11 protein-coding genes and 1 pseudogene are annotated in these 13,179 nt (G+C 58.3%); 5 read left to right on the top strand and 7 right to left on the bottom strand.

The window, feature by feature from the left end:
- Window positions 1–188: 188 nt before the first annotated feature.
- The 5 genes and pseudogenes from JJD66_RS28165 to JJD66_RS21265 form a co-directional block, all read right to left on the bottom strand.
- A pseudogene (locus JJD66_RS28165) lies at window positions 189–419 on the bottom strand (AAA family ATPase); the annotation flags it as partial.
- Window positions 420–926: 507 nt separating this feature from the next.
- The gene (locus tag JJD66_RS21250) at window positions 927–1,403 is read right to left on the bottom strand and encodes a hypothetical protein (protein ID WP_200648952.1); all 477 of its coding nucleotides are present in this window, start codon (window positions 1,401–1,403) and stop codon (window positions 927–929) included.
- Between the two features lie 284 nt (window positions 1,404–1,687).
- Window positions 1,688–2,716, bottom strand: coding sequence for a DUF4238 domain-containing protein (locus JJD66_RS21255; RefSeq protein WP_200648953.1), 1,029 nt, complete (start codon window positions 2,714–2,716; stop codon window positions 1,688–1,690).
- A gap of 66 nt (window positions 2,717–2,782) precedes the next feature.
- Window positions 2,783–3,364 carry a hypothetical protein gene (locus JJD66_RS21260; RefSeq protein WP_200648954.1) on the bottom strand — a complete coding sequence of 194 codons (582 nt, stop codon included), beginning with the start codon at window positions 3,362–3,364 and terminating at the stop codon, window positions 2,783–2,785.
- Between the two features lie 194 nt (window positions 3,365–3,558).
- Window positions 3,559–4,452, bottom strand: a complete 894-nt coding sequence (locus JJD66_RS21265) for a LysR family transcriptional regulator (RefSeq protein WP_200648955.1) — start codon at window positions 4,450–4,452, stop codon at window positions 3,559–3,561.
- A gap of 94 nt (window positions 4,453–4,546) precedes the next feature.
- On the opposite strand from JJD66_RS21265, the gene JJD66_RS21270 reads away from it, so the two are divergent.
- From JJD66_RS21270 to JJD66_RS21285, 4 genes are all read left to right on the top strand, one after another.
- On the top strand, window positions 4,547–5,731 hold the full coding sequence (locus JJD66_RS21270) for an MFS transporter (protein ID WP_198716888.1): 1,185 nt from the start codon (window positions 4,547–4,549) through the stop codon (window positions 5,729–5,731).
- A gap of 59 nt (window positions 5,732–5,790) precedes the next feature.
- A complete protein-coding gene (locus JJD66_RS21275; RefSeq protein WP_200648956.1) occupies window positions 5,791–6,273 on the top strand; it encodes a VOC family protein in 483 nt (160 codons plus the stop codon).
- A gap of 686 nt (window positions 6,274–6,959) precedes the next feature.
- The gene (locus JJD66_RS21280; protein WP_034127583.1) at window positions 6,960–8,336 is read left to right on the top strand and encodes a pyridoxal-phosphate dependent enzyme; all 1,377 of its coding nucleotides are present in this window, start codon (window positions 6,960–6,962) and stop codon (window positions 8,334–8,336) included.
- Window positions 8,333–9,499 carry a cystathionine gamma-synthase gene (locus tag JJD66_RS21285; RefSeq protein WP_200648957.1) on the top strand — a complete coding sequence of 389 codons (1,167 nt, stop codon included), beginning with the start codon at window positions 8,333–8,335 and terminating at the stop codon, window positions 9,497–9,499. Before JJD66_RS21280 ends, JJD66_RS21285 begins: the two co-directional genes overlap by 4 nt.
- A gap of 56 nt (window positions 9,500–9,555) precedes the next feature.
- Here JJD66_RS21285 and JJD66_RS21290 read toward each other — a convergent pair whose 3' ends face one another.
- Entirely contained in the window at window positions 9,556–11,754 is a 2,199-nt protein-coding gene (locus JJD66_RS21290; RefSeq protein WP_200648958.1) for an OsmC domain/YcaO domain-containing protein, read from the bottom strand.
- A gap of 164 nt (window positions 11,755–11,918) precedes the next feature.
- Between JJD66_RS21290 and JJD66_RS21295 the strand changes: the two genes are divergently transcribed.
- Window positions 11,919–12,497 (top strand): cysteine hydrolase family protein, encoded by a 579-nt coding sequence (locus tag JJD66_RS21295; protein ID WP_198716576.1) that lies wholly within the window; start codon window positions 11,919–11,921, stop codon window positions 12,495–12,497.
- A 109-nt stretch (window positions 12,498–12,606) separates the two neighbouring features.
- Here the strand turns inward: JJD66_RS21295 and JJD66_RS21300 are convergent, their stop codons facing one another.
- Window positions 12,607–13,056, bottom strand: coding sequence for an NUDIX hydrolase (locus JJD66_RS21300; protein WP_200648959.1), 450 nt, complete (start codon window positions 13,054–13,056; stop codon window positions 12,607–12,609).
- Between the last annotated feature and the right edge of the window lie 123 nt (window positions 13,057–13,179).

Genomic DNA, 13,179 nt, shown 5'->3' on the forward strand with positions numbered 1-13,179 from the left:
CAGGCTGAAGCCTTGAGCTTGACTGAGTTGAATGATGGCGCGCTCTTCGACGCTGAGTTCGGAATAGGACATAGGGGCAGCACCGTACCGGAAAGGTCAGGTGTTGCACTCAGTTTTCGCGGCCGCCTTCCTTTTAAATTATCTTCTTCGTAAAAGTAGTCATTGAGGAAGCTTTGATTATAGACTAGAAAATCACACGGCTGACTTAATTTTACACTGCATTTAGCAAACCGCGGCTCACTTTGATTATATAGAAACTCGGAAATAGTGCTTTTCCCGGCTCCATTAAGCCCATAAATTAGCGATGTCTTTCTGGTTGGAGAGAGAATAGATTTGGACTTGTAGCTAGCGACGCCATTTATGTTCAATTCCGTGATCACAGCCTGACTCCTTTTTGCTAAGTAGCTTTGGGCCATCATTAGTGGCAGCAAGGAGCATAGGCGACGACGGAAACACCTTCCACACCTACTTTAGGCGAGGACAAAGAATTTTGGGCGTATACAAACCTGGCTTGAGACCGAGCTAGAGCCTCTGCGGGGCGTATCAGCCCCGTTTTTTCTAGTAGATCATATGCCTAGGCGCTGAGTGGATGTCCACAGCTGTCACCAGCCACCCCTGGATGCCTTTCACCTAGTGGCTGATCCGTCTAGATTCATCGCTCATTTGCACGGAATAGGGGACAGAGTTATCTATTGGGCGACAGTCCGCTTCTGGTCGAGGCTGTGTAAAAACGTTTTTGAGCGCGCCAGGTGCTCAAAACCGGACTGGAAATCGCGCTTCTACGCGAAATCCACCTCTGCAGACGTGCCGATAAATTTCAGACTTAACGTAGATACGCACACTTCAATTTTGGCGAAGCGTTTTTACACACTCTGGGCCGTTAGCGGTCTGTCGCTTAGACAGACCGTGATCGGTCCCGGCCCTCACTAGACAGAAGACATACGCCCAGCGGCCTCCGCTCGCTCCATCAATTCAATGTACTTACGTTCAGCTACCCCTCCAGTCCTCTCAAAAACTTCCAGATTTGGATCGAGCATCCGTAGATATTCGCGGCATTTGCTCTCAGTGAATTTCGCCCCGTTCTCATAGACGTCCTTAGCAAAGGCCGAGGCATCTGCGTCACATTGCTCTAAAAACTCCTGATGGCTCCCTAGAAAATTAATGAGCATGGCTCGCAACTCTGGCTCAAGCCGATTGTTAACTTCCGCTTTGTGAATCAGCGATTTGTTGTTCTGGATCAATCTGGCCCAACACGACCGAGTTTTTTCCGCTTTTGTAAGTACCTCTTGGCGCAAGCTGAAAAGGTCCTTTGCCCTAGACCGGTAGAATCCGATCACGTTGAACAAGAAACTGAAGCCCGAAACCGCGAGAGCGATCCATGCCACGAGTGACGTTGTACCCATGTTTCACCTCTACTCGACTGACGCCGCACTGATTCTAGCCAGATTACATCGGACTAATCATTTTGGACCCTAAGATTTCGTTTCGGGGAGTCTCCTTGCGAGGATGTTCAATAGCCCATTAATGGGAGGTAATCAGGAGCATGGTTATCTCGTCAGTCGCAGCCCAATTAGATCGTCCCGGAGTAGCTGCGTGGGGTGTCTGATGGCTGCTTTTGGCCGATTGCTGCCTTTCGCTAGGGGCAGCTTTCGACCCGAACTGGGCTTCAGGTGGGAGGGCAATTACGTCAGAGGTCAGGATACTGTGCTTCCTCTCTTGATTGGCTTTCATGCCACTCCTCCCAAAGTTTCGCATCTGCATCAAATAGTTCACGAGAGACAATGCGTGGCCTGATCTCATCGATATCCTGTATATCCGTTGCAAATACGTAGCGGTTGGCACCATTGAGGATGATCGTTCGAATAAATGTCGCTTCCGTAAGGCTCAGCGTGGTGCCTCGTTGAGGGGGGCGATAACCAACACAAGCGAATAGAAGATGCTTGGGGCTCAGAGGAAGGAAAAGTCTTGTGCCTGGCACACCCCAGCCACCCTCCAGGCTCAACTTCCCGTTCACTCCGACGCCCAGTCTCGTGAACGGGTTATCGGTGGTTGGCCAGGTGATTCCAGGGGGAGCCTGCAGGATGGTCCATCGATGAGTTGGTATACGATGGATTGTGTTCTTGAGGATGTGTTCGAGCTGCCAAATCCAAAACTTCCGTCCGTTCAACACCCTCGCTTCGATACCTTCCTCGCCGTCCTCATTCTTTACACGATGGAGTTTGAGCGGAAGCTTGCTGTATGGGTCTACAACTGAGGCGGGTTCAAGCTTGATACCGGCAGCTAACGCTTCGCTAACTTTGGCAACCGACCCTTTCATCGATTCAGACAAAAATGCTCCAAGCGTTTCGTCCTGGCGCTTCATAAATCGCTGCAAGCCGGCGGGCGTCCTGACAGATTGGGCTACGGCAAAGCGGAATAAATTGTTCCAATCCTCGCTGGTTAATCGCGACTCGCTCACCACCTTAGCGATCGCCGCGAATCCAGGCTCTTCGAAGTCACGATCAAGCCAGCGCTCTATCTCATCGCTATCTTTAGACCCCGAAAAGTAAGTGTACAAGTGTTGGTGTTTCGCAATACTTTTGGGTGAGTGCGGCTTCCAGATCTCGGATTTTTCATGTGGCACCAAAAGCCTGTAGGTCAGGATTTTACCATCGATCGTCCACTGCCTCAGGTAGGCCTGAGGTACATAGTGGTTGTCCTTTTTGAAGTTTTCCATCTCGGGGTTAAATTCTCATTGCTCTGCCATAGTGCAGTAAGCCGTCTTCAAGATTCGTGAGCGGGATCAGAAAAGCTGACGCACACGCCCTTCAAGCAAGCTTCTTCCAAGAGAAAAGAACCAGCACTGTGTCAACAATGCGAATCCCCAGACGATAAAGAAGCTAGCCTTCGAGAACTGAAATGTTTCGGGCTCATACCACCACCAAAGAACGGGGATAGCAAAGAAAAGTCCTACCAACACACGCCACAGCGAGTGGAGTGCTGTCCCTATTTCTGTCCAGGTGGAGCGCCAGAATGCAGAACGAGCTTTGATCAGCTCCGTTTTCTTCCAAACAAAGCGGTCAAAGAGAACTGCGATGAGATAAGGCGCTGGCAAAGTGATCAGGTACCAAAGTACTTTATCAGGCGGCATCTGAGCCTTAACGGCAGCGTCCAGCAGCTTAACTCCACCTGACCAGTAAGCGATGAAGGTAGGGACGCTTCCCAAAGCCAAAGCAATGAAAAACTCTTGGTACAGCCTCTTGCGGTTATCCATAGCTACCATAACGTTAATTTTTAGAGCACCATGGTAGCGGCCTTGTGCCACTACAAGCCAGTAGCCTGAGCCTGATTGCGTCAAGTAGGTCCTGAGGTGCGGAATGCGCATATCTCGTGTCTACCGACGCCTACCTCTTTCCAGCTGGCGCGCCCACTAGAAGGCCTGGGAGGTTTCTGGTAGCTCACGCGTCCTTGTTTACTGCTCCAAAAAATAAATTACCCTTAGTTTTATTATTTACAGAATGACCGCTTATGTCCGAAATCCGTCGGTTACATACGCTCTCAAAAATCCAAACTCACACCTCAACCCCCACACCTCTCCACCAAAAAATCCACAAACGCCCTAACCCGCGCCGGCATCGCCCCTCCCCCCACAAACACCGCATGAATCGGCTCCACATCCCCCGGATTAAACTGCTCCAGCAACACCACCAACTCCCCCCTTCTCACCTCCTCCACCACACTAAACGCCCCAATCCTCGCCACCCCCGCCCCCAGCTTCGCCAACTGCGCCAATGCCTCACCGCTATTCCCTTCAATCGTCCCCGCCACTTTCAGCGAAAACTCCCGCCCCTCCACCCGAAACGGCCAATCCGGCGCCGCTCGGCGGAAGTTGAAGCGCAGGCAGTTGTGTTGCAGTAAATCCTGCGGCGTCACAGGGGTGCCATGCCGTGCCAGGTAGTCCGGTGAAGCAACGATAACCTGCCCGGTAGAGCCGATAAGGCGAGCAGTCAGGGGGCTGTCAGCAAGGGGACCGAAGCGGATGGCAACGTCGGCTTGGCCGCCGAGGATGTCCACGACTTCGTCGCCGAGCATCAGGTCGACGACGATGGCGGGATAGCGGGCGCTGAAGGCGGCGATCAGGGGGACGATGGTCATGCGGCCGTGGGCCAGTGCGGCGCTGACGCGCAGGCGTCCGCGGGGCGCGCCCTGGTCGGTGATGGCATCTTCGACTTCGGCCATGTCGGCGAGGATGCGCCGGGCGCCGCGCAGGTAGGCTTCGCCTTCGGCGGTGAAGGTGATGGCGCGGGTGGTGCGCAGTAGCAGACGGGTGCCGATGCGCTGTTCGGTGCGGGTGATGATGCGGCTGATGGCCGATGGGGTCAGCCCCAAAGCCCTTGCCGCGCCCGACAGGCTGCCGTGCTCGGCGACCATGGTGAAGACTTCCATCTCTCCCGAACGCCCGCCGATGTCCATTTGTGCCTCCTGCGCAAAGCTGTAGTTCCCAACCAAGGGCTACTGCTGCAAAAGGCAGGATTGTAGCATTTGGCTCACAGATGAGGAGTCACCCATGCGTATCAATCCACCCCTTGTAGCATTGTCCGTCGGCGCCTTTGGCATCGGGGTCACAGAGTTTGCCCCCATGGGCATGTTGCCCGGTATCGCCACTGATCTTGGCGTTTCTATCCCCGCTGCGGGGCTGTTGGTGAGCGCCTACGCCATGGGCGTGTTGATTGGCGCGCCGATCATGACCCTGGCGACGGCCAGGGTGCCCCGCCGTTATCTGCTGATAGGGCTGATGGCGATTTTTACCCTGGGTAATTTGCTGTCGGCGCTGGCCAGCAACTACCAGACATTGATGATCGCCAGGCTGGTGACGTCGCTCAATCACGGAGCGTTCTTTGGCATTGGCTCGATCGTGGCCGCAAGCCTGGTGGCGCCCGAGAAGCGCGCGGGGGCTGTGGCGGCGATGTTCATGGGGCTGACCCTCGCAACCATTGGCGGCGTACCCCTGGCGACCTGGTTTGGCGAGAACTTTGGTTGGCGCACCGCGTTCTGGGGCATCAGTGGGCTTGGCGCGGTGGTCATGGCGGCGCTGTGGTGGGCCTTGCCCAATGCTCCGGCGCCCAAAGGTGGCGGGCTGATGGCGGAAATCCGTGTGCTGGGTCGCGGGCCGGTGCTGGCGGCGTTGGCGCTGACCGTGGTGGGCTCGAGTGCGATGTTCACGGTATTCACCTACATCGCGCCGATTCTGCGAGACGTCACTCACGCTTCGACCAACTTCGTCACGGGGATGCTGGTGCTGTTCGGCATCGGCCTCACCCTGGGCAATGTGTGGGGTGGCAAGTCAGCGGACCGCTCAGTGGACCGCACTTTGATCATCTCGCTGGTGGTGTTGATTGCCGTGCTGTTGGCCTTTTCGGTGCTTATGCAGTGGCCGTTGCCCGCTGCGCTGTCGATCCTGCTGTGGGGCGCTGCCAGTTTTGCCCTGGTGCCGCCGTTGCAGATGCGGGTGATGGAGGCCGCAAAGGATGCGCCCAACCTGGCTTCGGCGATGAACATCGGTGCGTTCAATTTTGGGAATGCGATTGGTGCGGCATTGGGGGGTGCAGTGATCAATGCCGGGCTCGGCTACCCGGCCATTTCCCTGGCAGGCGCACTGATGGCGGGCCTGGGCTTGCTGATGGTATTGGGGCTGAGCTGGCGTTCGCGACGGGCCGACTCACGCGCTGGCCGGGAGGCGGTGCAAGCCTGAGTAGCGTTGCAGGTTGTTCGTCTAGACTTCATGCACCTTTCAACCCGAGGAGCCTTGCGATGAACAACAAAAACACGATCTGCCTCTGGTACAACGGCGATGCTCTGGAGGCAGCGACCTTCTACGCCAACACCTTCCCCGACAGCGAAGTAAAGGCCGTACACCGTGCGCCTGGCGACTACCCATCCGGAAAGCAGGGCGATGAGTTGACCGTGGAATTCACCGTACTGGGTATCCCCTGCGTGGGCCTCAATGGCGGCCCGGCGTTCAAGCACAGTGAGGCGTTTTCCTTTCAGGTGTCTACCGAGGATCAGGAGGAAACCGACCGTTTGTGGCATGCCATCATCGACAACGGTGGGCAGGCAAGCGCTTGCGGTTGGTGCAAGGACAAGTGGGGGCTGTCGTGGCAGATCTCGCCGAGGGTGTTGGTCGATGCAGTTACCAGTACAGATCCTGCCGTCGCCAAGCGTGCATTTGAAGCGATGATGACCATGACCAAAATCGACATCGCTGCCATCGAAGCCGCCATTGCCGGAAACTGAACGGTGGGAGCGCTCGAGCCTTAGCGAGGCCGCGATAGCGGTGGGTCAGGCAGCACAAATGCCAACAGCACCACCGCCATCGCAGCATAGGTATCTACACAACTTTGTGGGTTGTAACAGCAGACGGTAACCACGATGCGAAGCGAGTCGCTCTTGATCTTAGGCGCCCCGTTAAACCGCGCTGGCGGATTACGGGCACACCGAGCCTAGGCGAGGTGCCGAGTGGTGGGGCAAGAGCGTTTTGCTTACTTTGGCCTGGGCCGGCATCCCGGCTTTTGCAAAGTGAGCCGCCGTCAGGGCGGAACCATCGGTGGCCGTTACCTTAATAATGGATATGTACTCGGTCAAATCCAATATTCCGGTCGGCTGGCAGACCGCCTTCGCAGGCAAGCCAACTCCCACATTTGAATCGCGGCGCGTTAGTTAGATCGACGCCGGCTGTCAGGCCGTCACGGGAGCAAGCTCCCTCGCCACAGGTTCAGCGTCGCACCAAATTTGTGTAGATACCTATGACCATCGCAGGCAAGCCAGCTCCTACATCTGGATTGCGCGCCCTCCCCCATGCGGCAAAAAAAGTCATACAACGGACGCCCGGTTGCGACACCGTCAATACCGGCCTATGTTCCAAGCCATGCTGTTTTTTTGCTGTCCCCCGCCCTGCGCCCATCCCGTAACCAGGAGACGACATGCCCACCCCTTCACGCCCTGCCGTACTCGAGCTGATCGGCAACACCCCGCTGGTCAAGGTCAGCCGCTTCGATACCGGCCCCTGCACGCTGTTTCTCAAGCTGGAATCGCAAAACCCCGGCGGTTCCATCAAGGACCGCATCGGCCTGGCGATGATCGACGCGGCTGAGCGCGACGGTCGTTTGCGCCCTGGCGGTACCATCATTGAAGCCACCGCCGGCAATACCGGCCTGGGCCTGGCGCTGGTGGGCCGGGCCAAGGGTTATCGGGTGGTGTTGGTGGTGCCCGACAAGATGTCCACGGAAAAGGTGCTGCACCTCAAGGCCATGGGCGCCGAGGTGCATATCACCCGCTCCGATGTGGGCAAGGGCCATCCCGAGTATTACCAGGACGTGGCGGCACGTTTGGCCAAAGATATTCCGGGCTCGTTCTTCGCCGACCAGTTCAATAACCCGGCCAACCCCCTGGCCCACGAGACCAGCACCGCGCCGGAGATCTGGGCGCAGACTCAGCACGACGTAGACGCCATTGTGGTGGGCGTCGGCTCGGCCGGCACGCTCACCGGTTTGACGCGTTTCTTCAAGCGCGTGCAACCCGAACTGGCCATGGTGCTGGCCGACCCGGTCGGTTCGGTGATGGCCGAATACAGCCGCAGCGGCAAGCTGGAAACCCCTGGTTCCTGGGCCGTGGAAGGTATCGGCGAAGACTTCATCCCTTCGATTGCCGATCTGTCCAGCGTGCGCCACGCCTACTCCATCAGCGATGCCGACAGCTTCGACCACGCCCGCCAATTGCTCAAGGCCGAAGGCATCCTCGGCGGCTCATCCACCGGCACACTGCTCGCCGCAGCCTTGCGCTACTGCCGCGAGCAAACCGAGCCCAAGCGCGTGGTGACCTTTGTTTGCGACACCGGTACGCGCTACCTGTCGAAGGTTTACAACGACCAGTGGATGAACGACGCGGGCCTGTTGCAGTACAAGCACTACGGCGACCTGCGCGACCTGATCGCGCGCCGCTTCGAAGACGGCCGCGTGATCAGCGTGAGCCCCGACGACACCCTGCTCACCGCCTTCCAGCGCATGCGCCTGGCGGACGTGTCGCAACTGCCGGTGCTGGTCGATGGCCAGACCCTGGTGGGCGTGATCGACGAGTCCGACATCCTGCTGGGCCTGCACCACGACGCCGCGGATTTTTCCATGAGCGTCGCCAGCGCCATGACCAACACCCTGCACACCCTGGCCCCCAGCGCCAGCCTGGCCGAATTGCAGGCTGAACTGGATCGCGGCCTGGTCGCCATCATTGCCGACGCCGCAGGCTTTCATGGCCTGATCACCCGCGTCGACCTGCTTAACCACCTACGGAGATCCCTTGCATGAGCCAGCCCGATAAAAGCGCGTTTGCCACCCGTGTGATCCACGCCGGGCAGTCACCCGACCCGACCACGGGCGCGCTGATGCCGCCGATCTACGCCAACTCCACCTACCTGCAAGACAGCCCCGGCGTGCACAAGGGGTTTGACTATGGCCGCTCCCATAACCCCACGCGTTTCGCCCTGGAACGCTGCGTGGCCGACCTTGAAGGCGGCAGCCAGGCATTTGCATTTGCCTCGGGGCTGGCGGCGATCTCCACCGTGCTGGAGCTGCTGGATGCCGGCGCGCATATTGTCTCGAGCAATGACTTGTACGGCGGCACTTTCCGTCTGTTCGACAAGGTGCGCCAGCGCAGCGCCGGGCACCGCTTCAGCTATGTCGACCTCAGCGACTTGTCGGCGTTTGAAGCGTCATTGCAGGACGACACGCGCATGGTCTGGGTCGAAACCCCAAGCAACCCGCTGCTGAGCCTGACCGACCTGCGCGCCGTGGCCCGCATCTGCCGTGCCCGCGGGATTATCTGCGTGGCCGACAACACCTTTGCCAGCCCCTGGATCCAGCGCCCGCTGGAGTTGGGCTTCGACATCGTGGTGCACTCCACCACCAAATACCTCAATGGGCATTCTGATGTGATCGGTGGTATCGCTGTTGTTGGCGACAACGCTGAATTGGCCGAACGCCTGGGTTTCCTGCAAAACTCCATCGGCGCCATCGCCGGGCCCTTCGATGCCTTCCTGACCCTGCGCGGGGTAAAAACCCTGGCCCTGCGCATGGAGCGCCATTGCAGCAATGCCCTGAACCTGGCCACCTGGCTGGAACAACAGCCGCAAGTGTCACGGGTTCACTACCCGGGCTTGCAATCCCACCCACAGCACGACCTGGCGAAACAGCAGATGCGCGGGTTTGGCGGGATGATTTCAGTGGACTTGAACAGCGACCTGGCCGGCGCGACGCGCTTTCTGGAAAACGTGAAGATCTTCGCCCTGGCCGAGAGCCTGGGTGGCGTGGAAAGCCTGATCGAGCACCCGGCGATCATGACCCATGCCAGCATCCCGGCGGCTACGCGAACGCAATTGGGGATTGGCGATGGGCTGGTGCGCTTGTCGGTGGGGGTTGAAGATGTGGAGGATTTGCGCGCCGATCTGGCGCAAGCCTTGGCCCACATCTAACTCAATTTCCAGGGTGGCCAGCTCCCACAAAAGCCCAGTCCCACAAGGGGCGTGTATCAGCCTTGGGTGATGTTCGCCCGCGCCGCATGCAGTTTCTTGTAGCTATCGATCAAGCGCAAATGCCGGTCCAGGCCTTCCAGCTTCATGCTGGTCGGCGTCAGCCCATAAAAGCGCACACTGCCGTCGACCGAGCCGATCACCGCATCCATGCGCTCATTGCCAAACATGCGCCGGAAGTTGGCCTCGTAGTCAGCCAGCTCCAGATCATCATCCAGTTCCATCTCCAGCACCGCGTTCATCGCCTGGTAAAACAGGCCGCGCTCAACGGTGTTGTCGTTGTACTGCAGGAACATCTCTACGCATTCCTTGGCCTCTTCATACTGCTTCAGCGCCAGGAATATCAGCAGTTTCAGCTCCAGGATGGTCAACTGGCCCCACGCGGTGTTGTCGTCGAACTCAATGCCAATCAGCGTAGTGATATCGGTGTAGTCGTCCAGCTCACTTTCTATCAGGCGCTCGACCAACGCCTGCAGCTCCTCCTCGCTGAGGCGGTGCAGGTTGAGGATGTCTTCGCGGAAAAACAGCGCCTTGTTGGTGTTGTCCCAGATCAGGTCGTCCACCGGGTAGATTTCCGAGTAGTCCGGCACCAGGATGCGGCAGGCGGTGGCGCCCAGGTGTTCGTACACCGCCATGTAGCATTCCTTGCCCATGCCTTCGAGGATGCCGAACAGCGTGGCGGCTTCCTGGGCGTTGGAGTCTTCGCCCTGGCCGGAGAAATCCCATTCAACGAATTCATAATCCGACTGAGCACTGAAGAAGCGCCACGACACTACGCCGCTGGAATCGATAAAGTGTTCGACGAAGTTGTTCGGCTCGGTGACCGCCTGGCCTTCGAAGGTCGGCTGCGGGAGGTCGTTCAAGCCTTCGAAGCTACGGCCTTGCAGCAGCTCGGTGAGGCTGCGTTCCAGCGCCACTTCCAGGCTCGGGTGCGCGCCGAAGGAGGCGAACACGCCGCCGGTGCGCGGGTTCATCAAGGTCACGCACATCACCGGGAATTCACCGCCCAGGGACGCGTCCTTGACCAGCACCGGAAAGCCCTGGGCTTCCAGGCCTTCGATACCCGCCAGGATGCCCGGGTACTTGGCCAGCACTTCGGCGGGGACGTCCGGCAGCGCAAATTCGCCTTCGATGATTTCGCGCTTCACCGCTCGCTCGAAAATCTCCGACAGGCACTGCACCTGGGCTTCGGCCAAGGTGTTGCCAGCGCTCATGCCGTTGCTCAGGTAGAGGTTTTCGATCAGGTTGGACGGAAAATACACCACCTCGCCATCGGACTGACGCACGAACGGCAGCGAGACAATGCCACGGGCTTCGTTGCCGGAGTTGGTGTCGAACAGGTGTGAACCACGCAGCTCGCCCTCGCGGTTGTAGACTTTCAGGCAGTAGGCATCGAGGATTTCACTCGGCAGCTCATCGTTGGGGCCCGGCTGGAACCAACGCTCGTCCGGGTAGTGCACGAACGGCGCGTTGGCCAGATCCTCGCCCCAGAACTGGTCGTTGTAGAAAAAGTTGCAGTTCAGGCGCTCGATGAACTCACCCAGCGCCGACGCCAGCGCGCCTTCTTTCGTCGCGCCTTTGCCGTTGGTAAAGCACATCGGCGAATGGGCGTCGCGGATATGCAGCGACCACACGTTGGGCACGATATTGCGCCATGACGCGATCTCGATCTTCATGCCCAGGCCCGCGAGAATCGCCGACATGTTGGCGATGGTCTGCTCCAGCGGCAGGTCCTTGCCGGCAATGTAGGTGCCTGCTGCGGACGTGGAGTTGGGCATCAACAACACCTGGGCATCGGCGTCGAGGTTGTCGACTTCCTCAATCACGAATTCCGGCCCGGCCTGCACCACTTTCTTCACGGTGCAGCGGTCGATGGAGCGCAGGATGCCTTGGCGGTCCTTGTCGGTGATGTCTGCGGGCAATTCGACCTGGATCTTGAAAATCTGGTTGTAGCGGTTTTCCGGATCGACGATGTTGTTCTGCGACAGGCGAATATTCTCGGTGGGAATATTGCGCGTCTGGCAGTACAACTTCACAAAGTACGCCGCACACAACGCCGACGAAGCCAGGAAGTAGTCGAATGGCCCCGGTGCCGACCCATCGCCTTTGTAGCGGATAGGCTGGTCGGCAATGACCGTGAAGTCATCGAACTTGGCTTCAAGCCGAAGGTTGTCGAGAAAGTTGACCTTAATTTCCATGCGGGTACACCAGAGTAACGAGCTAAACAAATTGGCCGCCATTATGAAGCGTTTCGCCGGGAAGTCTCAGGGTTTTGCGTATGGGCTGCTGATCGGTGCTAACGTCCGCCCTGTGGGAGCGCGTTGCTCCAGTTAGATAATGTTCACCTCTGCCAGGACAGGCCATGGAACCGATAGCGACGAACGCCGCACTGTTGATCATCGATATGCAAAAAGGCATGGCCGATCCCACACTAGGCCGCCGCAACAACCCAGACGCTGAGCAGCACATACAGCAATTGCTCAATGCCTGGCGCCAGGCGAAACGCCCGATCATTCATGTGCGGCATATCTCCCGCTCTGCCGCTTCGGTGTTCCGGCCAGGCCAGCCCGGTTGTGAGTTCCAGGATGCGCTGCACCCACTGGCCCATGAGCATGTGGTGGAAAAAAACGTACCGGATGCCTTCAGCGCTACGGGCCTGGAGCGCTGGCTGCACCTGCGCTCGATCCAGCAGTTGGTGATCGTCGGGGTCATCACCAACAATTCAGTGGAATCCACCGCACGCTCGGGCGGCAACCTGGGGTTCGACGTGATCGTGGCGGCGGATGCGTGTTTTACCTTCGATCAAACCGACTTGTCGGGGCGGCTGTGGGCCGCAGAGGATGTGCATGCGTTGTCGCTCAGTAACTTGGCGATGGACTATGCAAGGGTGTTCAACACCGGGGAAATATTAGATCCATATAACCCGCGATGCGCTTTTTGATGCAATGCTGCACCTGTGGCGAGGGAGCTTGCTCCCGTGACGGCCTTAAAGCCGCCGCGTGCCTAAATGTGGCCCCGATTCGCCTGCCCCCATCGTTCATGGAAAACGGCTAAAACACCCCGGCATCCTCCAGCATTTGCGGCAACGCTTGCGGCCATACCGTATCGCTCGTCGCGTGCAGCGCCTGTGCCGACCACCAATGATGATCCGCCATCACCTGGGCCTCCTCTACCGTCCACTCGGCCCTGGAAAGCGCGTCGCTGGATGCATGCACAACGAAGTACCGCTCAACCGCCAACACGGTTTCACCGCTGGGTAACATCAACGGGAAACTACGCTCTGCCACGGATTCGCCGACGCTGCTGACCGTGATACCCGTCTCTTCGCGCAACTCACGAATCGCCGCGCTGTAAAAGCTCTCCCCAGCCTCCACGCCGCCGCCCGGTGTGGCCCAGTAATCCTGGCCGGCCAGGGCGCCGTCTTTATGCACGAAGCGAAACAGCAACACCTGCTGTACAGGGTTTATGACCAGTAATCGTGCGGCTTTGCGTTCACGCATGCGATTGACTCCTTTCCTACCACTATGGAAGGCCATTTTAACCGCACAAATCCCGGTGTTTTCGTCGTGCAGGCACTTCGCGCTAAAGGTTGCTGTAATATCCCCTCGCAAATCAATACAGCC

Source organism: Pseudomonas sp. MF6751 (genome assembly GCF_016613265.1).
GTDB lineage: Bacteria > Pseudomonadota > Gammaproteobacteria > Pseudomonadales > Pseudomonadaceae > Aquipseudomonas > Aquipseudomonas fluorescens_BV.